Source organism: Pedococcus soli (genome assembly GCF_054782575.1).
The window spans coordinates 643,428-665,137 of the sequence record NZ_BAAGSF010000004.1; the positions used below are offsets into that span (position 1 = coordinate 643,428).

22 protein-coding genes are annotated in these 21,710 nt (G+C 72.3%); 8 read left to right on the top strand and 14 right to left on the bottom strand.

Features of this window, described 5'->3' with window-relative positions:
* Nucleotides 1-13: 13 nt before the first annotated feature.
* Complete coding sequence (locus tag ACYVKF_RS09080; RefSeq protein ID WP_056915988.1) at nucleotides 14-214, bottom strand: hypothetical protein; 201 nt, start codon at nucleotides 212-214, stop codon at nucleotides 14-16.
* A 104-nt stretch (nucleotides 215-318) separates the two neighbouring features.
* A complete protein-coding gene (serS, locus tag ACYVKF_RS09085) occupies nucleotides 319-1,584 on the bottom strand; it encodes a serine--tRNA ligase (protein WP_056915989.1) in 1,266 nt (421 codons plus the stop codon).
* Between the two features lie 74 nt (nucleotides 1,585-1,658).
* On the opposite strand from serS, the gene ACYVKF_RS09090 reads away from it, so the two are divergent.
* Nucleotides 1,659-2,297, top strand: a complete 639-nt coding sequence (locus ACYVKF_RS09090) for a LysE family translocator (RefSeq protein ID WP_056915990.1) — start codon at nucleotides 1,659-1,661, stop codon at nucleotides 2,295-2,297.
* Here ACYVKF_RS09090 and ACYVKF_RS09095 read toward each other — a convergent pair.
* Complete coding sequence (locus tag ACYVKF_RS09095) at nucleotides 2,272-2,829, bottom strand: DinB family protein (protein ID WP_460966200.1); 558 nt, start codon at nucleotides 2,827-2,829, stop codon at nucleotides 2,272-2,274. The two genes, ACYVKF_RS09090 and ACYVKF_RS09095, sit on opposite strands and share 26 nt — an antisense overlap.
* A gap of 48 nt (nucleotides 2,830-2,877) precedes the next feature.
* Here ACYVKF_RS09095 and ACYVKF_RS09100 point away from each other — a divergent pair, with 48 nt between their 5' ends.
* Genes ACYVKF_RS09100 through ACYVKF_RS09115 form a run of 4 tightly spaced genes read left to right on the top strand, consistent with a single transcriptional unit; the run spans nucleotide 2,878 to nucleotide 6,077 of the window.
* Entirely contained in the window at nucleotides 2,878-3,990 is a 1,113-nt protein-coding gene (locus ACYVKF_RS09100) for a diacylglycerol/lipid kinase family protein (RefSeq protein WP_056915991.1), read from the top strand.
* Nucleotides 3,990-4,700, top strand: a complete 711-nt coding sequence (locus ACYVKF_RS09105; protein WP_460966201.1) for a phosphatase PAP2 family protein — start codon at nucleotides 3,990-3,992, stop codon at nucleotides 4,698-4,700. Before ACYVKF_RS09100 ends, ACYVKF_RS09105 begins: the two co-directional genes overlap by 1 nt.
* Nucleotides 4,701-4,711: 11 nt before the next feature.
* Nucleotides 4,712-5,332 carry a phosphatase PAP2 family protein gene (locus ACYVKF_RS09110; protein ID WP_460966202.1) on the top strand — a complete coding sequence of 207 codons (621 nt, stop codon included), beginning with the start codon at nucleotides 4,712-4,714 and terminating at the stop codon, nucleotides 5,330-5,332.
* A gap of 55 nt (nucleotides 5,333-5,387) precedes the next feature.
* Entirely contained in the window at nucleotides 5,388-6,077 is a 690-nt protein-coding gene (locus ACYVKF_RS09115) for a phosphatase PAP2 family protein (RefSeq protein WP_056915993.1), read from the top strand.
* On the opposite strand, the gene efeB is transcribed toward ACYVKF_RS09115, so the two are convergent.
* The 3 genes from efeB to efeU are packed head-to-tail and all read right to left on the bottom strand — an operon-like array spanning nucleotide 6,070 to nucleotide 9,342.
* The gene (efeB, locus tag ACYVKF_RS09120; protein WP_460966203.1) at nucleotides 6,070-7,335 is read right to left on the bottom strand and encodes an iron uptake transporter deferrochelatase/peroxidase subunit; all 1,266 of its coding nucleotides are present in this window, start codon (nucleotides 7,333-7,335) and stop codon (nucleotides 6,070-6,072) included. The genes ACYVKF_RS09115 and efeB overlap by 8 nt on opposite strands.
* The gene (gene efeO, locus ACYVKF_RS09125) at nucleotides 7,332-8,465 is read right to left on the bottom strand and encodes an iron uptake system protein EfeO (RefSeq protein WP_460966204.1); all 1,134 of its coding nucleotides are present in this window, start codon (nucleotides 8,463-8,465) and stop codon (nucleotides 7,332-7,334) included. The genes efeB and efeO overlap by 4 nt, the downstream gene beginning before the upstream one ends.
* A 19-nt stretch (nucleotides 8,466-8,484) precedes the next feature.
* A complete protein-coding gene (gene efeU, locus ACYVKF_RS09130) occupies nucleotides 8,485-9,342 on the bottom strand; it encodes an iron uptake transporter permease EfeU (RefSeq protein ID WP_460966205.1) in 858 nt (285 codons plus the stop codon).
* 145 nt (nucleotides 9,343-9,487) lie between these two features.
* Between efeU and zwf the strand changes: the two genes are divergently transcribed.
* Nucleotides 9,488-10,990 (top strand): glucose-6-phosphate dehydrogenase, encoded by a 1,503-nt coding sequence (gene zwf / locus ACYVKF_RS09135; protein WP_460966206.1) that lies wholly within the window; start codon nucleotides 9,488-9,490, stop codon nucleotides 10,988-10,990.
* Between the two features lie 136 nt (nucleotides 10,991-11,126).
* Here the strand turns inward: zwf and pheA are convergent, their stop codons facing one another.
* Together pheA and ACYVKF_RS09145 are read right to left on the bottom strand one after the other, a co-directional pair.
* Nucleotides 11,127-12,077: a prephenate dehydratase gene (gene pheA, locus ACYVKF_RS09140; RefSeq protein ID WP_056920152.1), complete on the bottom strand. Its 951-nt coding sequence runs from the start codon at nucleotides 12,075-12,077 to the stop codon at nucleotides 11,127-11,129.
* 2 nt (nucleotides 12,078-12,079) lie between these two features.
* Complete coding sequence (locus tag ACYVKF_RS09145; RefSeq protein ID WP_056915999.1) at nucleotides 12,080-12,493, bottom strand: DUF4446 family protein; 414 nt, start codon at nucleotides 12,491-12,493, stop codon at nucleotides 12,080-12,082.
* 42 nt (nucleotides 12,494-12,535) lie between these two features.
* On the opposite strand from ACYVKF_RS09145, the gene ACYVKF_RS09150 reads away from it, so the two are divergent.
* Nucleotides 12,536-13,156: a TMEM165/GDT1 family protein gene (locus ACYVKF_RS09150; protein ID WP_460966207.1), complete on the top strand. Its 621-nt coding sequence runs from the start codon at nucleotides 12,536-12,538 to the stop codon at nucleotides 13,154-13,156.
* 149 nt (nucleotides 13,157-13,305) lie between these two features.
* Here the strand turns inward: ACYVKF_RS09150 and ACYVKF_RS09155 are convergent, their stop codons facing one another.
* Nucleotides 13,306-14,265, bottom strand: coding sequence for a D-2-hydroxyacid dehydrogenase family protein (locus ACYVKF_RS09155; RefSeq protein ID WP_460966208.1), 960 nt, complete (start codon nucleotides 14,263-14,265; stop codon nucleotides 13,306-13,308).
* Complete coding sequence (locus ACYVKF_RS09160) at nucleotides 14,262-15,752, bottom strand: glycosyltransferase 87 family protein (protein ID WP_460966209.1); 1,491 nt, start codon at nucleotides 15,750-15,752, stop codon at nucleotides 14,262-14,264. Before ACYVKF_RS09160 ends, ACYVKF_RS09155 begins: the two co-directional genes overlap by 4 nt.
* A gap of 41 nt (nucleotides 15,753-15,793) precedes the next feature.
* On the opposite strand from ACYVKF_RS09160, the gene ACYVKF_RS09165 reads away from it, so the two are divergent.
* Complete coding sequence (locus ACYVKF_RS09165; protein WP_460966210.1) at nucleotides 15,794-18,001, top strand: hypothetical protein; 2,208 nt, start codon at nucleotides 15,794-15,796, stop codon at nucleotides 17,999-18,001.
* On the opposite strand, the gene ACYVKF_RS09170 is transcribed toward ACYVKF_RS09165, so the two are convergent.
* The 4 genes from ACYVKF_RS09170 to ACYVKF_RS09185 all read right to left on the bottom strand — a co-directional run bounded on the left by ACYVKF_RS09170 (nucleotide 17,940) and on the right by ACYVKF_RS09185 (nucleotide 21,692).
* On the bottom strand, nucleotides 17,940-19,445 hold the full coding sequence (locus ACYVKF_RS09170) for a hypothetical protein (protein WP_460966211.1): 1,506 nt from the start codon (nucleotides 19,443-19,445) through the stop codon (nucleotides 17,940-17,942). The two genes, ACYVKF_RS09165 and ACYVKF_RS09170, sit on opposite strands and share 62 nt — an antisense overlap.
* A 15-nt stretch (nucleotides 19,446-19,460) precedes the next feature.
* Entirely contained in the window at nucleotides 19,461-20,204 is a 744-nt protein-coding gene (locus ACYVKF_RS09175) for a glycosyltransferase (RefSeq protein WP_460966212.1), read from the bottom strand.
* A gap of 12 nt (nucleotides 20,205-20,216) precedes the next feature.
* A complete protein-coding gene (locus ACYVKF_RS09180) occupies nucleotides 20,217-21,119 on the bottom strand; it encodes a DUF5926 family protein (protein ID WP_460966213.1) in 903 nt (300 codons plus the stop codon).
* Between the two features lie 93 nt (nucleotides 21,120-21,212).
* Nucleotides 21,213-21,692, bottom strand: coding sequence for an ATP-binding protein (locus tag ACYVKF_RS09185; protein ID WP_082553421.1), 480 nt, complete (start codon nucleotides 21,690-21,692; stop codon nucleotides 21,213-21,215).
* Between the last annotated feature and the right edge of the window lie 18 nt (nucleotides 21,693-21,710).

A 21,710-nucleotide genomic window follows, 5' to 3' on the forward strand; every position in this document is an offset into this window, starting at 1 on the left:
CTAACCGGGTGGGCTACCGGTTGAGCTGGTCCTGGGCCGGTTGCCGGCCCCCCACGGGCTCGTCCGCGCCGGTCCCAGCGGCCGGCGACACACCCAGGACGTCGTCGACCTCGGAGTCGCTGAGCTCGTCCGCCGCCGCTGCGACCGCAGCCATGACCTCACCGAGAAGAGCGATCTCGGCAGCGAGGTCCCGGTCGTCGAGCGGTGTGCCCATCCCCTCAGGTTCGACCCGTCGGGCCGCGGAATCCATGGCCCACCCGGGCCCCTTTCCGCGCCGATGGTCGTAAGACCATCGGCCCTTCGGGAGTGCAGCCGCCCTCACGCGACGGGACGCAGCACCTCGAGGCCGAGGAACGGCTGGAGCGCCTTGGGCACGACCACCGAGCCGTCGGCCTGCTGGTGGTTCTCGAGGATGGCGACCATCCAGCGGGTGGTGGCGAGCGTGCCGTTGAGCGTGGCGACGGCGCGGGTGCCCTGGCCGTTGGGGTCACGCTCACGCGTGTTGAGCCGTCGGGCCTGGTAGGTCGTGCAGTTCGAGGTGGAGGTGAGCTCGCGGTAGCGGCCCTGGGTGGGGACCCACGCCTCGCAGTCGAACTTGCGCGCCGCCGGGCCACCGAGGTCGCCGGCCGCCGTGTCGATGATGCGGTAGGGCACCTCGATCTTGGCGAGCATCTCCTTCTCCCAGCCGAGCAGCCGCTGGTGCTCGGCTGCGGCGTCCTCGACGCGGCAGTAGGTGAACATCTCGACCTTGTGGAACTGGTGCACGCGGATGATCCCCCGCGTGTCCTTGCCGTGCGACCCGGCCTCGCGGCGGTAGCAGGCCGACCAGCCGGCATACCGCTTCGGGCCCGCGGACAGGTCGAGGATCTCGTCCGCGTGGTAGCCGGCGAGCGCCACCTCGGAGGTGCCGGTGAGGTAGAGGTCGTCCGCCTCGAGGCGGTAGACCTCGTCGCCGTGCTTGTCGATGAACCCGGCCCCGGCCATCACGTCGGCCTTGACCAGGGTCGGCGTGATCATCGGGGTGAACCCGTGCTCGACGGCCTGCGCAATGCCCATGTTGAGCAGCGCCAGCTCGAGCCGAGCACCGACACCGGTGAGGAAGTAGAACCGCGAGCCGCCGACCTTGGCCCCGCGCTCCATGTCGATGGCCGCGAGCGACTCACCGAGGGCGAGGTGGTCCCTGGGCTCGAAGTCGAACTCCGGGATCTCGCCGACGGTCTCGAGCAGCGTGTAGTCGTCCTCGCCGCCGACGGGCACGCCGTCCTCGACGATGTTGCCGATCTGGCGGATGAGGTCGCCGAGGGTGGCCTGAGCAGTGTCGGCGTCGGCCTGCAGCTGCTTGACCCGCGCCGAGATCTCCTTGGTCTGCGCGAGCAGCGCCTGCTTCTCGTCACCCTGCGCCTGCGCCACCTGCTTGCCGAGGGACTTCTGCTGGGCGCGCAGCTGCTCGAACTCCGTCAGGGAGGAGCGGTGCGTCTGCTCGGCAGCGAGGATCGCGTCGACGATCCCCTCGTCCTCACCACGGGCGCGCTGCGAGGTGCGGACGCGGTCCGGGTCCTCGCGCAGGAGCTTGATGTCGATCACGGCGTCAGCCTACCGAGCGTCCGCCATCCGATTTTCCGTTGCCTCCCGACGCCCTCCCCGCCCATCCTTCCCGTATGCCGTCCGCCGCCACCCTGGGTGCCTTCGCCGTCGCCGCCACCGCGCTGATCCTCCTGCCGGGGCCGGCGATGCTGTTCCTCATCTCGCGCGGCATCGGCCACGGCAGCCGTCGGCTGGCCGTCGCGTCGATGGCCGGCATCGAGACGGCGACCGCGGTGATGGTGGTCGCGACGGCGTTCGGGCTGTCCGCGGTCATCAGCTCGTCGGTGCTCGCCTTCTCCGTCGTGAAGTACGCCGGCGCGGCATACCTCGTCTGGCTGGCGGTCCGGGAGTTCCGCAGCAAGGGGCACTTCGCCCTCGACCGGGCACCGGTCACGAACACCGGCCGCGCGTTCGGCGACGCGTTCCTCGTCGGCATCTCCAACCCGAAGACTGCGGTCTTCTTCGTCGCGTTCTTCCCGCAGTTCCTGCACCGCGAGGCCGGCCCGATCTGGTCGCAGGTCCTCGTGCTGGGGGCGGTCTTCGTCGTCATCGGCGCCGTGTTCGACAGCGTCTACGCCCTGAGTGCCGGCTCCATCGGCCGGTGGCTCGGCCGGCACCCGCGGGCCGTCGAGCGGCAGAAGTACGTCTCCGGGTCGATCTTCCTCGTCATGGGTGGGGCCGCCGCCCTCACCGGTCACCCGACCAGGGCCTGACCGCCCCCACGTCCACGAGGTGGTGGGCGAGGTCGTGCAGGAAGTAGCGACCCAGCGACTCCACCGTGAACGCGGACCCGTTGCTGCGCAGTCCGCGTCGTGCCCACTGGTCGCCCTCGACGCCGGCGAACGAGGCCGCCACCGCGTCCGCGGCCTCGGCCAGCTGGCGCCCGACGAGCAGCGGGTCCTGCGCGCCATACCCCTCCGCCAGGGCGGTCTCGTCCTGGTCCCAGTTGGGGAACGTCGGCTCGTCCTCGTCGAGCATGAGCCGGACCCGTCCGCCGAACACCCGGCACACGTCACGGACGTGGCAGGCGTACTCCAGCGGCGACCAGACCGCGGGGCCCGGACGGTTCGCGACGTCGTCGCGGGCAAGCACCTGCTGCCACAGCATCGTGAGCTCGACCGTCAGCCCGGCGACGGACTCGGCCGCGACGGCGGCCGCCTCGAACCCGCACTCGGGGCAGGCGCGCTCCAGCGTCCAGGTCCAGTCCTTGGTGTCCGGCTCGACCGCGTCGTCCGCTGCTCCCATGACGACACCGTAGACGCGAACGCCCACGGGAGCCGGTAGCGTCGCCCCGTGCTCCACGAACACTCCGGCTGGATCGCCTTCGCGGCGATCGTCCTCGTCATCCTCCTCGCCCTCGGCATCGCCGGCTGGGCAGGGATGCGGGTCAACAGCTCCGGAGGTGCCCACCGAGGACGCCGGTGGGGGCGCCGCCCGCACCGCAACGAGTTCCGCCCGGAGGGCACCGTGTCCGAGACACCCACGCGTCGCGCAGCGATCATCATCAACCCCACCAAGTTCGACGACCTGCCGGCGGTGAAGAAGCAGATCACCGAGGAGTCGCAGGCCCTCGGCTGGACCGAGCCGTTGTTCATCGAGACCACGGCCGAGGACACCGGCCAGGGCCAGACCCGCGAGGCGCTCGAGCGCCAGGTCGACCTCATCTGCCCGCTCGGTGGAGACGGCACGGTCCGCGCGGTCGCCGAGGTGCTCGTGGGCACCGACACCCCGATGGGGCTGCTGCCCGGGGGCACCGGCAACCTGTTGGCCCGCAACCTCGACCTGCCCGTCGACGACCTCGGCGACGCGCTGCGGGTCGCCCTCACCGGACAGAACAAGCGCGTCGACGTCGGCCGCCTCACCATCGACCAGTCCGGCGAGCACGAGCGGCCCGCCCAGCACGTCTTCCTCGTCATGGCCGGGCTCGGCTTCGACGCGGCGATCATGGCCGACGCCCCCGAGGGGCTCAAGGCCAAGGTCGGTCCGGCTGCCTACGTCGTCTCGGGTGCCCGCAACCTGCGCGGCCCGCAGTTCAAGGTCCGCATGAAGATCGACGACCAGGAGGAGTTCACCCGTCGCGCGCGCACGGTCATCATCGGCAACTGCGGCAAGCTCCTCGGTGGGCTGGTGCTGATGCCGGAAGCCGAGCTCGACGACGGCAAGCTCGACACCGTGGTGCTGTCCCCGCAGGGTGTCGTCGGCTGGGCCGCCGTCGCCGCGCGCCTCGCCTCCAAGAAGCGCAAGGGCCACAGTCGCGTCGACCACTACACCCACGACACGATCCGCATCCGCGCCGACCGCCCGCAGGAGGTCCAGATCGACGGAGACGTCCTCGGCAAGGCCCGCGCCGTCAACGCAGAGATCGTCCCCGGCGCCCTCGTCGTCCGCGTGGGCTCCCCCGACTGATGGCGGGCCACGCACAGGCGCCGTCGCGCTCCGGCGGCCGGACCCGACTGGCCCGGCTCGGTCGCGGGGTCATCGCGATGGTGCTGTTCGCGGTGCCGTTCGTGCTCATCGGGTTCGCCGTGCGCCAGCAGTTCGGCCCGCTCATCCGCTTCGACGAGGCCGTGGCCGACCGGGCCACCGACATCACGCGGTCGATCGGGGCGGCGGACGCGCTCATCGCGCTCCAGGCGATCAGCCAGCCGTGGGTGCTCTACATCGCGGCGACGCTCGTCTGCCTGTGGGCGTGGTTGGTCAAGAAGCTGCGCAACCGCGCACTGTGGGCCTTCGTCACCATGATGATCGGCTGGAACCTCGCCCTGGACGCCAAGCTCCTGGTGCAGCGGGCCCGACCGGTCGTCGACGACCCGATCTCGCACGCCCCGGGGTACTCGTTCCCGTCCGGTCACGCGTCCAACGCCGCGATCATCGCCACGGCGATGGTGTTCCTGCTGTGGCCGCTGCTGTCGCACGCCGGGCGCCGCGTGGCCACCACGGTGGCCGTCGTCGTGGTGGTGCTCGTCGGCCTGGACCGGATCTTCCTCGGTGTGCACTTCGCGTCGGACGTGCTCGCGGGGTGGATCCTCGGCGTGGGCACTACGTTCTCCTCATGGCTCGGATTCATTGGCAAGAAGGCCGCGACCTCCTCACCCGGACCGTCGTCCCCGGCGTAGGCGTCTTCGCGGTGGTGGTCGCCTTGGGGCTGCTCATCACCGGGCCGCTGGCGGTGATCGACCACAAGGAGGACCGCATCTCCGCGGACTTCAACCGGTTCCGCAACGATGCGCTCGACCCGGTGAGCGCGGTGTTCTCGCACGTGGGGAACACCGAGTACGTCATCGCGATCTGCCTGGTCGCCGTGGGGATCCTGTACTGGCGCACGCGTGACCTGCGCTGGTCGGTCGTCCCGCTGGTGGCGATCTCCCTGCAGGCCCTGATCTTCCTGTTCGCGACCATGGCCGTCGGGCGCCAGCGGCCCCCGGCCATCCCGATGGACGCCTCACCGCCGACCTCCAGCTTCCCGAGCGGGCACACCGGGGCCTCGACGGCGCTCTACGTCTCGCTGCTGCTCATGGCGGCCACCCGGATCGAGCGCGCCGGCCTGCGCCGGCTGGTGATCGGCGTCTGCGCCGTCCTGCCGGTCCTGGTCGGCCTGGCCCGGCTCTACCGCGGTGCCCACCACATCTCCGACGTCGTCGTCGCGATGCTCAACGGCATCGCGTGCGCCCTGCTGGCGTTCCACTGGTGGAAGGCCACCCGCACGCAGACCGCCACCGGGCGGGCCAAGGCCGCGCTCGCCACCTGAACGGACCCTGAGAACGACCCGCGCAGATCTGCACCGGGGCCACTACCTTCGCCTCATGGCCAGCGTTCACAAGGAAAACCTCACCGACCTCCTCGTCCGGGCCATCGCGCCCGGCGTCGTCGTGTGGGGGGCGATCGTGGGCTTCGGCCTGCTCATCACCGGCCCACTCACCGGGCTGTCCAAGGACGAGGAGTCGGTCAACAAGACGCTGGCCTCGGACCGCACGCCCACGTGGAACCAGATCACGATGCTCTGGTCGCACGTCGGCAACACCGAGTACGTCATCGCGGTGTGCATCCTCATCAGCCTGATCCTGCTGTGGCGCACGCGCGACTGGTTGTTCAGCATCGTCCCCGTCATCGCGATCTCGCTGCAGGCGACCATCTTCGTCCTGGCCACCCTCGTGGTCGGACGCCCGCGGCCCACCGTCCCCCACCTCGACCCGGCGCCTCCGACGTCGAGCTACCCCAGCGGCCACGTCGGTGCCTCGACCGCCCTGTACCTCTCGCTCGCCCTCCTCGCCGCGCGGATCGAGCGCACGTGGCTGCGGGTCCTCACGACCGTGGTCTGCCTGGCCCTCCCGCTGCTCGTGACCTTCGCCCGCCTCTACCGCGGCATGCACCACGTCACGGACGTCTCCGTCGGGATGCTCAACGGGATCGCCTGCGCGCTGCTGGCGTGGGGCTGGTGGCGGTTCACCAGCCGCCGCAAGGTCACCGACCGCGCCAGGGCCGCCGTCAGCTGAACAGCTGCTGGCCCCAGTGCTCGTCGGCGGCCAGCCCGGGCGGGCACGCGAAGACCGCCGACCCGGTGTGCTCGATGTACTCGTTGAGCCTGTCCTTGGCGGCCAACGCCTTCTGCATCGGCACGAACTGCCTCTGCGCGTCCCTCATGAAGGCGACGAAGAACAGCCCTGCGTCCAGGTGCCCGAGCCCGTCCGACCCGTCCGTGAAGTTGTACCCCCGGCGCAGGATCCGTATGCCGCCGAGCCGGCTCTCGTGCGCGAGCGCGACGTGCGCGTCGGCCGGGATGGCCGGCTGGCCGTCGGCACCCGGCGTGGTCAGGTCGAGGGTGTCTAACTCGGCCTTCTGGCCGAGCGGCGCACCCACACCCTTGGTGCGGCCGACGACCTGCTCCTGCTCCTGCAAGGTCGTCCGGTCCCAGACCTCGACGTGCATCCGGATCCGGCGGGCGACGAGGTAGGAGCCCCCGGCCAGCCAGGAGGTGGCGCCCGGCACGTCCTCGGGCTGCACCCAGACGTGGTCGTCGAGGGCCGCGCCGTCCTCGGACTTCACGTTGTTCGTCCCGTCCTTGAACCCGAACAGGTTCCGCGGGGTCGTCTGGCTGCGTGAGGTCGACGAGGTCCGGCCGAACCCGAGCTGGCTCCAGCGCACCGACACCACCCCGAACCCGAGGCGCACGAGGTTGCGCACCGCGTGCACGGCCACCTGCGGGTCGTTCGCACAGGCCTGGATGCACAGGTCGCCACCACTGCGTGCGGGGTCCAGGTCGTCGCCGACGAAGGCCGGCAGCTCGCGCAGGCCCTCCGGTCGCCGGTCCGCCAGACCGAAGCGTCCGTCGAACAGGGACGGCCCGTACCCGATGGTGATGGTGAGGTCCGCCGCGTCGAGGTCGTAGGCCTCGCCGGTGTCCTCGGGCACGCCGTACGGCCCCCCGCCGACCACCCCGCCCGGAGCCGCCTCGGCGCCGGCGGTCATGCGTTCGGCGGCCCGCGTCCACGTCTTCAGCAGGTCGCGCAGCTCGTCGCGGTCGGTCGTCGTCACGTCGAGGGCGACGAAATGCATGCGGTCCTGCGCCGGGGTCGTGATACCGGCCTGGTGCTCCCCGCGGAAGGCGACCACCTGGTCGTCCACCGAAGGAGTCGCGGGACCCGACCCGTCCGTTCGCTGCGCGGCATACGCGCCACCGACGCCGGCGACGGCCCCCAGCGCTGCTGCCCCGGCACCCACGCCGAGCAAGCTGCGTCGGGTCAGGTCGGTCACTTCGCGACCACGGCGGCGACCTTGGAGATCGGCTCGCTCACGGCGTCCAGCGCGACGGCGAGCGCCTTGACCTCGGCCGGGCTCAGGGCGGTGTACGACTCGAACCCGGTGTCGGTGCGGTGGGCGTCCAGAGCCGTGTCGAGGGCGGCGAAGCGGCTGTCGATCGTCGCGAGGAGCGCGGCGTCACGAGCCTTGAGGACCGGACGCAACGCGTCGATCGCAGCCTTGGATCCCTTGACGTTCTCGTCGAAGTCGTAGAGGTCGGTGTGGCTGTAACGGTCCTCCTCGCCGGTGATCTTGCCGGTCGCGACCTCGTCGAGCAGGGCCTTGGAGCCGTTGGCCAGCTGGAGGGGGTTGAGGGTCACGGCCTTGGCCTTCGCGACGATCTCCTTCACGTCGACGAGCAGCTGGTCGGCCACCACCGAGGTGTCGGTCTGCAGGCCGCTCGCCCACAGGTCCTTCTCGAGACGGTGGAACCCGGTGAACTGCATTCCCTCCTCGACGACGTCCTCACGCCCGTCGATCTTCGGGTCGAGGTCGCCGAACGACTCGGCCACTGGCTCGATCCGCTCCCACGGACCGCGGGCCAGCGGGTAGGCCTTCTTGGCGTCGGCCACCTTCCCCGCCTTCACCAGGCCGACGAACTCGGTGGTGCGTGCCAGCAGCGCGTCGGCCTGGGCCGACACGAACTCCTGGTAGTCGGCGACGGCAGTGGCCATGGCGGCGTCGGGCGCCTGGCTCGAGGTCGCGCCGGTGACCGTGAAGTCGCCGCGGATCCCGTCGCCCTTCATCCCGGGCTTGCACGCGGTCTGGTAGGTGCCGGGGGTGGCGACCTCGACGTGGAAGCTGCGGGTCAGGCCCGGCGTGAGGTTCTCGACCTCGCCGAGGATCTGGTCGCCCTCGCCGTAGACGTAGAACTCGTTGACCTTGGAGCCGGTGTTGCGCACGGTGAACTCGATGGTGCCGGCGGCCGCCCTCGTGCGCGCCACCGTGCAGGACGTGTCGGTCGCCTCGACGGTGATCGGGCCACCGACGACGGCGGCGTTCCCCTCCGTCGGTTCCGAGCTGCAGGCGGCCGTCGCGGCCAGGACGAGCGCCGTGAGGGCGACGGTGAGGGTGGGGGTGCGCATGGTGCGGGTGCTCCTGGGGTCAGTGTGCGGTCGCGGCAGGGGTGACTGCCTGCGAGGAGGATGCGGCGGCAGCGCTGCGTTGCGGGCGCAGGAAGAGGGTGAGGACCGTGGCGGTGTAGAGGGTCCACGCGACCGCCTGCAGCCACGTCGTGTTCGGCGTGAAGTTGACCGTGCCCTTGAGGAGCACCCCGTACCAGGAGTCGGGTGGCACGGCCCCGCTCACGTCGAACGCGAGGCTGTTCAGGCCGGGCAGGAGGGCTGCCTCCTGCAGGTCGTGCAGACCGTAGGACAGGATGCCGGCGGCGACCACGACGAGCGCGATCCCGGTCCACCGGAAGAACCTCGACAGGTTGATCCGCACGGCTCCGCGGTAGATGAGGACGCCGAGGGCGAGCGCCACGGCGAGGCCGATGACGAACCCGACGAGCGGCTGCGTCGTCCCGGCCCCGGCGGTCTGCACGCTGGCGTAGAAGAACAGGGCGGTCTCGAGGCCCTCGCGTCCGACACCGAGGAAGCCGACGAGCGCGACAGCCCAGCCACCGACCGACAGGGCCTGGTCGAGGCGCCCCTTGAGCTCGCCCGAGATGGTGCGGGCAGCAGTGCGCATCCAGAAGACCATCGCGGTGACGAAGGCGACGGCGACGACCGACGCGGTCCCCCCGATCAGCTCCTGCGCCTCGAACGAGAGCTGGCGCGTGCCATACGTGAGCAGCGCCCCGATGCCGACCGAGAGGGCGACCGCCACCGCGACGCCGGTCCACACGTGCCGCAGGGCCCACCGCCGGTCGGTCTTCACGAGGAACGCGACGAGGATGACGACGACGAGGGCGGCCTCGAGGCCCTCCCTGAGTCCGATGAGCGCGTTGCTGACGAGCACGGTGACCTGATTTCCGGCATGGGGACGTTGCGTATTAGGACTAAGGTAAGCCTTCCCTAAGGCTTGACGTCAAGTCGGTCCCCGCCCCCTCGCCCGCGCTCCGAACCCGGGTGCACGGCGCCGGTGGCGGTGGGAGTATCGGCACGTGTCCGACCCCACGCCGCCCAGTGCGCAGACGATCTCCTACCCGGCCTCCGACGCGCGGGCCTCGCGAGGAGCGCTGGAGCGGGCCGACCCGCACGTGGTCGTCCTGTTCGGGGCGACGGGAGACCTGGCCCGCCGCAAGCTGCTCCCCGGTCTGGCCCACCTCGCCGCCTCCGAGCTCGCCCCGGCGATCCGGGTGGTCGGGACGTCGCTGGAGGAGATGAGCGACGAGGAGTTCCGCGAGTTCGCGCGGACGGCGGTCGAGGAGTTCGGCAGCCACCGGCTCACGCCCGAGCAGTGGGACGCCTTCGACGACCACCTCGTCTACGTCCCGCAGTCCGCCGGCCCCGGACCGCTGGCCGCGGCCGTGGCCAGCGCCGAGGAGCAGCTCGGCCCGAACGCCCTGCGACTGCACTACCTGTCGGTCCCGCCCAAGGCGGCGATCGCCGTCATCAAGATGCTGCGCGAGGCCGACCTCGTGGACCGCTCACGGGTGGTCATGGAGAAGCCGTTCGGCACCGACCTCGCCAGCGCGATCGCGCTCAACGACCAGGTGCACGAGACGTTCGACGAGCGGCAGGTCTTCCGGATCGACCACTTCCTCGGCAAGGAGGCGGCCCAGAACATCCTCGCCTTCCGCTTCGCCAACGGGTTGTTCGAGCCGATCTGGAACCGCAACTTCATCGACCACATCCAGATCGACATCCCCGAGACGCTCGGGCTGGACCAGCGGGCCAACTTCTACGAGGCGACCGGCGCCTACAAGGACATGGTCGTCACGCACCTGTTCCAGGTCATGGCGTTCGTGGCGATGGAGCCGCCCACCGCGCTGGAGCCCCGGGCCATCTCCGAGGAGAAGAACAAGGTCTTCCGGTCGTTGCTGCCGATCGAGCCGCAGCACGTCGTGCGCGGCCAGTTCGCCGGGTACACCGCCCTCGACGGGGTGCCGCGCGACTCCGACACCGAGACCTTCATCGCGCTCAAGTGCGGCCTCGACAACTGGCGCTGGGCAGGCGTCCCGTTCTACCTGCGCACCGGCAAGAAGATGGCCGAGGGCGCGCGCATCATCTCGATCGCGTTCAAGGAGGCGCCGCGGTCGATGTTCCCCGCGCACTCCGGGGTGGGGAACGCCGGACCAGACCACCTGACCTTCGACCTGGCCGACGAGTCCAAGGTGTCGCTGTCGTTCTACGGCAAGCGCCCCGGGCCGGGCATGCGGCTGGAGAAGCTGTCGATGCAGTTCTCCACCCAGGAGACCGAGCGGGCCGGCGACGTCCTCGAGGCGTACGAGCGGCTCATCCTCGACGCCATGCGCGGCGACCACACCCTGTTCACGACGGCCGAGGGCATCGAGTCGCTGTGGGAGCGGTCCGCGCCGCTGCTGGAGAACCCGCCCGAGGTGAAGTCCTACCCGCCCGGCACCTGGGGCCCGAACGCCATCCACCAGCTCATCGCCCCGCACGCCTGGCGCCTGCCCTTCGAACGCGTCTGGCGCGAGAAGTAACCGCACCCCCGGCCCACTCGCGCCCTCGCGCCTACTCGCGCAAAGCGGGTGTCGCTGTGCAACACGGGACTTATTTGTGCCGGGTTTCCCGAAGGACACCCGCTTTGCGGGATGGGGTGGGGGCGGGGTGGCGCGCTCAGGCGCGCAGGGAGTGGAGCCAGGTGCGGGCCTCGCCGAACGCCTCGTCGGTCGTGTGCGGCGTGACGCGCACCGCCGTGCCGTGGGCCGCCGGGTAGCTGCCGAGGAACCGCACCTCCGCGCAGACCCGCTTCAGCCCCAGCAGCGCCTCGCCGACGCGCTCGTCGAGGACGTGGCCCTCGATGTCGATGGAGAAGCAGTAGCTGCCCATCGACGCCTTCGTGGGGCGTGACTCCAGGCGCGACATGTTGATCCCACGCACGGCGAACTGCTCCAGCAGCTCGAGCAGGCCACCGGCGTGGTCGTCGCGCTGGAACAGCACCAGCGTCGTCTTGTCGGCTCCGGTGCGTTCGGGGAGGTCGCCCGGCCGCGCGACGAGGACGAATCGCGTCACCGCCGCCGCGTTGTCACCGATGTCCTCGGCCAGGACCTCCAACCCATGGTTGCTCGCCGCCACGGGCGCGCAGACCGCCGCCTGGTATGCCGCCTGCTCGCCGGCGGTCCCGACCAGCCCTGCCGCCGCGGCGGCGGTCGACAGCGTGGGGACGTAGGTCGCGTCGGGGAGGTTCGCGTCCATCCAGCCGCGGACCTGCGCCCAGGCGTGCGAGTGGGTGCCGACCGCACGGACGTCGGCGAGCGCCATACCGGGGCGGGCGGCGAGCACGAAGGTGATGGGGACGAGCACCTCGGCGACCACGACGAGCGGGTCGCCGCTGGCGAGGGCGTCGAGCGTGGCGCTGACACCGCCCTCGACAGAGTTCTCGATCGGCACCATCGCGCCGTCGACCTCCCCGGCCCGCAGGAGGGCGAGGGCTGCGTCGACCGAGCCGCACGGGCGGTGCTGCGCGCCTGCGGACGGGGCCCAGGCGGCGAGCGCCATCTGGGTGAAGGTGCCCTCGGGCCCGAGGTAGGCGTAGGTGCGGGAGCCGGCGTCGGTCGTCTCGGTCATCGTCAGGCCTTCTGGGATCCGGTGCGGGCAGCGGCGAGCGCCTGCTGCTCCTCGGGCGTCAGGGTCGCGTCCGAGCCTCCACCGACGACACCCTTGGCGTAGGTGCGGGACTCGCCGCGTGCGTGGATGGCGGAGAAGACGAGGCCATCGCCGCGGTCGTCGACCACGGCCGCGCTGAAGGACAGCCGTCCGCCCATGTCGCCGAAGGCGTCGTAGCGCACCACCGCCACATGGCGCAGCGCCTGGGCGATGTCGGCCCGCAGGGCCGCGAGGTCGCCGGCACCGACGGGTCGCTGGGTCTCGAGGACCCGGACCTGGGCACGGGCCCGACCGGCCTGCGCGACGGCGAGCGCGGCGACGGCCAGGGCGAGCACCGCGACGACCAGCGCGACGAGGGTCAGGGCGGAGTCGGACACCCCGGAAGCGTATTGGCGCGACGTCGATACAGTCGACGCGATATGGAATTCAGCCTCGTCACCGCCGCCATCGTCTTCGGCGCGATCTTCCTCGTGGAGCTCCCCGACAAGACCTTCATCGCCACCCTCGTGCTGGCCACCCGGTTCAGGCCGTTGTTCGTGTGGATCGGGGTGTCGCTGGCGTTCCTCGTCCAGACCCTCGTGGCCGTCTCGGTGGGTGGGCTGCTCGCCCGGTTGCCACGCACCCCCGTCGAGGTCTTCGCCGCTGCGATGTTCCTCATCGGCGGCGTGCTGCTGCTGCGCGGCGCGTCCAAGGCCGACGAGGAGGAGGCCGAGGCGGAGGAGGAGTTCTCGCACAAGGGCGCGGCCACCGCGGTCGGGCTCAAGGCCATCGGGGTGTCGTTCGGGGTGCTGTTCCTCGCCGAGTGGGGCGACCTGTCCCAGATCCTCACGGCGACCCTGGTGCTGCGCTACCACGACCCGATCTCGGTGTTCGTGGGCGCGTTCCTCGCGCTGGTCACCATCTCCGGCCTGGCGACGATCATCGGCCGCGTCCTGCTGTCGCGGGTGAAGCTCGCGACGATCCGTCGCGTCGGAGGCGGCGTCTGCCTCCTGCTCGCGGCCGTCACCGCCCTCGAGATCGCCGGCGTCTTCGGCGGCTGACCGCCGCGCTGCGCGCCATACCTGTCACGAGCGGTGGCAGGGTGCCGCGTGCGACGCGGCGGTCTGCCGCCCCTCGGCCGGGCGGGTGAGGGGTATGCAGCGTGGGCGCCGACTCCTGGCCGACGCCCGTCCGACTCCCACCCCGCCGGTCAGGGGGTGACGAGGTTGATCGGTTCGCCGGCGGCGAAGGCGAGGACCTGGTCGACGGCAGCGGTGTAGAGGCTGTCGAGGACGTCCCACTCGACGTAGCCGAGGTGGGGTGTCGCCGTCACGGCGGGCAGGGCGAGCAGCGGGTCGGACGCGTCGAGGACCGGTTCGTCCTCGAAGACGTCCACCGCGGCGCGGCCGGGGCGTCCCGCGGACACGGCGGCAGCAAGGACGCCCGGCTCCATCAGGCCGGCGCGCGAGGTGTTGACCAGCAGGGCGCCCGGCTTCATCAGGGCGAGGTCCTCAGCGGTGACGATGCCGCGGGTGTCGTCGTTGAGGGGCAGGTGCAGCGACAGGACGTCGGCCGACGAGAAGAACTCCTCGCGGCTCACTGCCACCTCGAACCCGGCCTCCCGCGCGCGCTCCTGCGAACCCGTTCGACCCCAGCAGAGCACCCGCATCCCGAAGGCGCTGCCGACGACGGCGACCTGGCTGCCGATCCGTCCGAGACCGTAGATGCCGAGGGTCTTCCCGGCGACCGAGGTGCCCACCGAACCCTGCCACTGGCCGGCGCGGAGGCGGGCGACCTCGGCGGGCAGGTGGCGCAGCGAGGCGAGGATCAGGCCCCAGGTCAGCTCGGCGGTCGTCGACGCCGACCCGGCGCCGCCGGCGCTCACGGTGATGCCCCGCTCGGCCAGTGCGGCGAGGTCGAGGTGACCGGTGTTGCGGCCGGTCTGGCTGACGAGGCGGACGGTGTCGAGGTGGTCGACGACCTCACGCGGCAGGGCCGTGCGCTGCTGGAGCAGCACGACCGCGTCGAACCCGCTGAGCCGTCCCGCCAACGCCGGGCCCGACACCGAGTCGGCGAACGTCACGACCTCGTGGCCCGCCTCGGCGAGACGGCGCGCTGCCTCCAGCTGGCCGAAGGCGGCCTGGTAGTCGTCGAGCACGGCGACCCTCATCGTGCGTCCACCACCGGGCGGTCGCTGGCCGGTGAGCCGGCGCCGGCCGCGCCCAGGTCGGCGCCGTAGAGACCCGGGTCCGCACCGTCAGCGCCGTCAGCGCCGTCAGCGCCCACCTCGGCGACCCCGCCGGCACCCACGTCACGCAGGTCGGCGTCGGAGCGACGGGCTGCTGCCGGGAGGTGCAGGGCCCACCAGAGCAGGCCGAGGGCGAGCAGCGACCCGAACGTGTCGGCGTTCTGCAGGATCCGGCCGGGCCATTGCGGCCAGCTGCGCTGGTTGAGCCAGGAGATCCCCCACCACGGCATCCGGCAGAGGAAGAACCCGGTGATCGCGGCCGCCGCCCAGACCCGTCGGCGGTCGCGCAGCGGGTCGGCACCGAGGACGGCGAACACGACGACGACCATCCAGTGCAGGTGGTGGATCCAGGCGACGGGCGAGAGCAGCACGGCCATCAGCCCGACGGCGGCCACCTCGCTGATCGAGTCGCCCGCGCGGTACGCCCGGCGGGCCAGCGAGTAGCCGATGACCCCGACGACCGCGACGAGGACGAGCCACAGGACGTTGCCGGCGAGGCCGTCGGGCCCGACCCGCAGGAGGAACCCGCGGATGCTCTGGTTGGACGTGCCGGCGTTGGGGCCGAGCCGGGCCGGGTCCTGCAGTGCGCCTCCCCAGAACGCGAAGGATGCCTCGGGCAGCAGCAGCCACGACCCGACGGTCACCGCGACGGCGGTGCCGACCGCGGTCGCGGCCTCCTTCCAGCGCCGGTTGACGAGGTAGTGCACGACGAACACGCCCGGGGTGAGCTTGATCGACATGGCGAGCCCGACGAGGACCCCCGGCGGTATGCGACGCAGCACCCCCGGGCGCGGCCGGCGCAGGTCCATCAGGCACGCCAGGACCATGAACGCGTTGACCTGCCCGAAGCGCAGGCCGTCGGACACCGGGTGCAGCCACAGCATCGGCGCCGTGAGCAGCGCCAGGGTGAGGGGGGCGAGGGAGCCGGTGCGGTGGATCAGGCGCCACCCGGCGTACCAGACGATGGCGGTCGTCGCCGCGACCTGGGCGATGGTCCACAGCCACCCGATCACCCCGAAGGGCAGCAGTGCCAACGGGATCGCGATGATCGCCGCGAACGGCGGGTAGGTGAACGGCAGGAGCTGGGGCGCCTCGGTCATCGCCGAGTAGACCGGCCGACCGGTGAGGATCGACACCCCGGCCTCGCGGTAGACCTCGACGTCGACCTGCCACTGGTCCATCGGCCAGAAGACGAGGTACCGCAGCACCGGGATCGAGGCGGCCAGGGCGATCACCAAGGTGGCGACTGACCAGCGGACGGCAGGCGACCACGCAGCATACCGGCCGGTGGCGCGCGACGCGGAGCCCGCGACGGCGGAGCCGAGGCGTCCGGCGGCACGGGCCAACGACGACCACCACCGCACGTCGCGGCTGCCGGGAGGTGCCGCAGGGCGGGTCGTCGTGGTCACGCCCCCATTCTTGCGCGTGTGTCGACCCGTAGCCTGTACCGGTGACCCGCCGCGCCCTGCTCTGCCTCGTCGGCCTGCTCGCCACCGTGTCGGCCGTGCTCGTCCCCGTCGCCACCAGCAGCGCCGCCGGCACCACAGCCCCGTCATCCTCGGCGGCGGCACCGCTCCCCGCGGCGAAGCCCGTCATCCTCGTCGGCACCGGCGGCCTCACGTGGAGCGACGTCAGCGAGAAGTCCACCCCCGCCCTGTGGTCGCTGCTGCGGGACGGCTCGACGGCAGCGATCTCGGTGCGCTCGGTGTTCACCAACACCTGCCCGATCGACGGCTGGCTGAGCCTGTCGGCGGGCAACCGTGCCGCAGCCGACGGGCCGGGCAAGAACGGCGCGCGCAGCACCACCGACCCGTGCCCGCCCGTGCCGACCGTCGACAGCGGGGTCGTGCCCGGCTGGAACGGCTACGTGAAGTCGGCGAACGACAAGAAGTTCGACTCGACGCTGGGCACCCTCGGCGAGACTCTCGCCTCCAACAAGCAGTGCGTCCAGGCGGTCGGGCCCGGTGCCGGGGTGGGCGCGGCCTACTCCTCCGGCGCGGTGCCGCGCTACGCCGACTACGACGCGGGGAAGCTCACCGGGCTGCTGTCGGCGTGCCGCGTGACGCTCGTCGACGTGGGCGCGCTGCGCGACCCCTCGGACCTGCCGAAGGGTGAGGCCGCGCCGCAGGGTGCCGGCGACCGCGCCCGGCAGGCCGGCGCCATCGACACCCGCATCGGCGAGGTCCTGCAGGCGGCACCGAGCGGGTCGGACGTCATCGTCGCCAGCCTCTCCGACGCCGGGTCGAGCGAGCGCCTGCGCCTCATCGCCGCCAAGGGCCCCAGCTACGGACCCGGCACCCTCACCTCGAAGTCGACCCGCCAGCCGGGCCTCGTGCAGTCGGCCGACCTCACCGTGACGCTGCTCAGCGCCGCCGCGGTCCCGGTGCCCGGCTCGCTCGGCGGGGCCACCCTGACCCGCGGCTCGGCCGGCGCGAACTCCGCCGAGGCAGCGCGGGACCGGCTGCGGGCGCTGGTCGACTTCGACGAGGCGAGCCACGAGGTGCACCCGTTGGTGCCGACCTTCTTCAACGGGGTCGTCTACACGCAGCTCGCGATCTACCTGCTCACTGCCATCGTCTGGCGCCGCGACTTCGGCTCGACCGCGCTGCGCCTGCGCCTGCTGCGGATCACCCGGCGGGTCGCCATCGTCGCGTCGACCGTGCCGGCCTCGACCTTCCTCGCCAACCTCATCCCGTGGTGGCGCTTCCCCGTGCCGTTGCTGGCGATCGTCGCCTCGGTCGGGCTGTTCGTCGCGATCATCTCGGCGATCGCGTTCCTCGGGCCGTGGGGGCGGCGCCTGACCGGCCCCCTGGCCGTCGTGTCCCTGGCGACGATGCTCGTCCTGGGCGGCGACGTCATGCTCGGTGGCCGCCTGCAGATCTCCTCGCTCATGGGCCTGCAGCCCGTGGTCGGCGGCCGGTTCTACGGCATGGGGAACGTGACGTTCGCGCTCTTCGCGACCTCCGCGCTCCTGCTGTGCATCGCGGTCTCGAGCTACTACGTCAAGCGCGGGGAGCAGCGACGCGCCGCCCTGGCCACCCTCGTCATCGGCCTGGCCGCGGTCGTCGTCGACGGCTACCCCGGGTGGGGTGCGGACGGCGGCGGACCACCCGCCCTCCTGCCCGGCCTCGCCTACCTCGTCCTCGCGATCCTCGGCATCCGGATGACGTGGCGGCGCGGCGCCCTCATCGGCGGGGTCACCGTCGGCCTGTTCCTGCTCGTCGGGTTCATCGACTCGTTGCGGGCGGTGGAGAACCAGTCCCACCTCGGCCGCTTCTTCGACACCCTGTTCACCGGTGGCGCGTGGGACATCGTCAGCCGCAAGCTCGAGCAGAACATCTCGATCCTGTTCGGCAACTACCGCCTGGCGCTGCTGGTCCCCATCGCGCTCGTCTTCGTCATCTACATCCTCGCCCGGCCCACGTCATGGGGCTCGCGGGCCCTGGAGCGGTCGTACGAGGCGTGCCCCACCCTGCGTCCGGGGCTGATCGCGCTGCTCGTCATGCTCACGATCGGGTTCGCGATCAACGACTCGGGTGTGGCCATCCCGGCCAACGGCGCGATCATCGCCGTCCCGCTGATCATCGCGGTCAGCGTCAGGGTGCTGGAGGACGAGGCGCGCTCGCTCGCGAAGACGCGCGCGTCGCGGCGAGGGTGAGCCACCCCCATACGGCCAGCACGGCATACGGCACCACTCGTCGACGGACCCCGAGGGTGAGGTCCTGGACGGTCCGCGTCATCCCGACCACGCGTCCGGGGACGTAGGCGACGGCCATCGCCGTGAGCCGGCCGAGCAGCAGCAGGTCGACGACACCCGGTGCCAGCACGGGGAGGGCGACCCAGGCCAGCAGGTCGTACCAGGGGAGCGAGTAGGGCGCGGCCAGCGTGTAGGCGGCGCTGAGGACGACGACCCAGCGCGCGGCCGTCCCGGTGGCGGTGTCGGGCGCGAGGCCGCGGGTCAGCCGCGCGAGCAGGACGACGAAGACCACGGCGAGGACCACGGAGCCCACCGACACCAGGTCGCGGGCGGTGCTCGCGGCCATCGGCCCTCCGGCGAGCCACTCGAACACCAGCCGCCACGGCGTCGCGAGCGAGATGGACCGCCGGGCCCGGTCGAGCTGGTCGAACACGTGCGGCCCGGCCCACAGGTGCAGCGGCACGACGACGACCACCGCACCCACCACGAGGGCGACAGCCCTGCGGGCGAACCCGCTCCGCTCGTGGCCCCACCACGCGACCAGCAGCGCCACCCCCGCGATGCCGAACGTCACCTTCGTCGAGACCGCGAGGCCGCCGACCAGCCCACCCAGCCACGGGTTCCGCGCTGCGAGCACGATCGCGGCGAGCGCCAGCGCTGCCGCCAGCAGGTCGACGTGGGCGCCGAGGACGCCGATGCCGAAGACGAGGGGGTTGAACGTCCACAACGTGTCGACGCGCTGCTGCGCCGCACCGGCCCGCAGCAGCAGCCAGCGCACGAGCAGCCACGCGACGACGACCAGCAGCTGCCACACCCACACCGTCTGGCGCAGGTTGGGCCCGCCGACCAGCGAGGCGAGCGCCTGCAGCGCGGTGGCGAACGGGCCGTAGATGCTCACCGTCCCCCTCCACGGCGGTTCGACCGCGCTGGTCACGGGGTCGGAGGCGGGCCAGGCGTCCGGGGCGGTGAGGTAGGGGTCGCCGCCCTGGGCCGCGATCCGCCCGTACGCGGCGTAGTTCGTGTGGTCGGCCGACCCGAACGGGCCGGTCAGCAGGGCACCGAAGGCCAGCAACAGGGGCCAGCGCCAGCCCGGCCACCGGGCGGCTGCCTGTGCGGCGAGGTTCCCGGCGTGGCCCCCGGCGTGGGTGGCCGCCCGCGCTGCGGCAGTCCGGCCGGCGGTCACCAGCCGGAGCGCGACCCCGCCACCACCGAGCAGGTATGCCGCCCACAGCAGGGCGGTGACCAGCGCCGGGGACGGGGCCCACGCGAGGTCACCCGGCGCCCACCCACGGGGTCCGAGGCCGGGCTTGGCCGCATTGGGGCCGGCGACCCCCACGAGGAGCAGCAGGGCGAAGGACAGGGCGACAGCGGCAGCACCCGCCCGCGCGCGCACCGAGTTCCCCATGAGGTGCAGTGTGGTTCAGCGCAGGCCGCGTCGCGCCCGACGACGCGCCAGGGCCAGGGCCACGTCGCGGTACTGCCGGGCCCGGTGCAGCTGACCGCGCCAGTCCCTGCCGCTGACCCGGTGGTGCAGCTCGCAGGGGACCTCCTCGACCCGGAGCCCGGCGAGCAGGACGTCGACGGTCAGGCCGACCTCGACCCCCCAGCCCCGGGCGAGCGGGGTGGCCGCGTCGAACGCGGCCCGGGAGATGCACCGCATACCCGACAGGGGTTGGACCGCGGAGAATCCGGTGAGGTCCTCGATCCCCTTGCGCGCCAGCCGGACCACGAACCCGTGGCCGCCCCCCGCGGTCTTCTGCGGCGGCAGGGTGGCGATCGTCATGTCGGCGCGGCCCTCGAGGACGGGCGGGACGAGCACGCCGAGGTTCGCGGCCGAGGCCTCGAGGTCTCCGTCGACGAACAGCAGCGGCCGCGGGTGGTCGCCGCCCTCGATGCCCTCGTGGCGGGCGACGTACGCGGCGCCGGTGGTCATCGCGGCGGCCTTGCCGCGGTTGCGCGCGTGCCTGGCCACCTCGGCACCGGCTGCCGCGGCCAGCTCCGCCGTGGCGTCGCTGCTCCCGTCGTCGACGACGACGACGAGGTCCACCCCCGGTATGGCGCGGACGGCCTCGACCGTGGCCGCGATCCGCTCCGCCTCGTCCTTGGCGGGCAGGATCGCCGCGACGTGCGTCGCGACGCCGGACGCGTTCCCCGGTGACGTCATCTCAGCGAGCCGTCAGCGGAGGGTGACCTGGCGGCTGAGCAGCCCGGACTTCGCCCGGCGCTCCTCCGCGGTGAGGGAGTCGGTCGAGGCGACGGCCTTGGCGTAGCGCGTCATGAAGTCACCCAGGGGGCCCTCGTAGTCGGCCGAGGTCTTGTCGGGCTCGAGGTCCCAGACCGGCACGAGCAGGCCGCAGGCGCGGAAGGCGCCGAGGAGGCGGGTCGGGTCACCCAGGCCGCTCTCGCCCGCGGCGTGCAGCCGGGCCAGGGCGTCGGTCGCGGTGTCCTCGTCCTCGGGAAGCACGAGGCGGATGTGGGTCCGCTCGCCGATCCGGCACCAGTAGGCCGAGGCGGCGGCGTCCATCTTGACCGTGGGGATGACCGACTCGTTGGCGCGCTCCAGCGACGACCTGGCGTCGTCGTCGAGCTCGCTGTCGCCGACCCAGAAGTCGAAGCCCTCGTGGACCGTGACCTCGAACGGCGTCGCGGGGTCGAGCAGGTCCTGGAGGCGCGGGCTCTCCTCGGTCGCGGCAGGCGTGCTGGTGATCGGGGTGCCCTGCTCGGCGTCGGCCGCGGCGAGCAGGCACAGGGCCAGGTCGCGGGAGGCGTCGCCGGAGACCGACCCGGACTGGGTGCCGAAGAACACGGTGCCGTCGGCGCGGTGCAGGCCCGGCCAGGCCATCGGCAGCACGGTCGCCACGGTCACGTCGGTGGGGGAACCCTCGGGGGCCTTGCCCTTCGCGAACGACACCGATGCCGTGGCGGCCGGGAGGATCTCGCGCATCGCGACCCAGTCGGTCTCGTTCGGCAGGCCCTCGAAGGGGCGGGCGACGAACGGTGCGGGGGCGACCTTCGTGCGTGCCGCGTCGGTGGAACCCTGGTCTGCGCCGTGCTTGCGGCGGCGTGATGCCTTACCCATGGCGCAAACCCTAGTGGGCGCTCCGGGCCGCGGGGCCGGGGCGGCGGGGTGTGGGCGCCGGGGTCGGGGGTGGAGCGGCCGGACGACGTGGCGTCAGCGGCTGCGGCGGCGGGACGGGCCGCCGACCGATGCCCACACGGTGCAGCCGGCGCGGTCCTCGGTGACACCCCACTCGTGGGCGAGGGAGCGGACGATCCGCAGGCCGCGGCCCGAGGGTGCCCAGATGGTGCGCGGAGCGGGACGGGGCGTGCTGTCGCCACCGCCGTCGGTGACCTCGACCTCGACGACCCCGGACTTGACCTTCCAGTGCACCCGGAGGTTGCCGTCGGAGAGGGGTCGGGCGTGACGCACGGCGTTGGACACGAGCTCGGAGATGACGATCTCGGCCTCGTCGACGACGTCGGACTCGACATCGCGGGACTCGAGGTCCTCCACGAGGGTCCGGCGCACCTGGGCGACGCTCGTCGCACGCCACGGGACGCGGACGGTTCGCGAGGAGTCCGTGCCGCTGCTCTTGCGGGCAGCAGCCGGGACGGACCGCACGGGGCGGTCGGGGTGGGGTCCTGCGCTCATGCCGTGCCCAGATCCCAT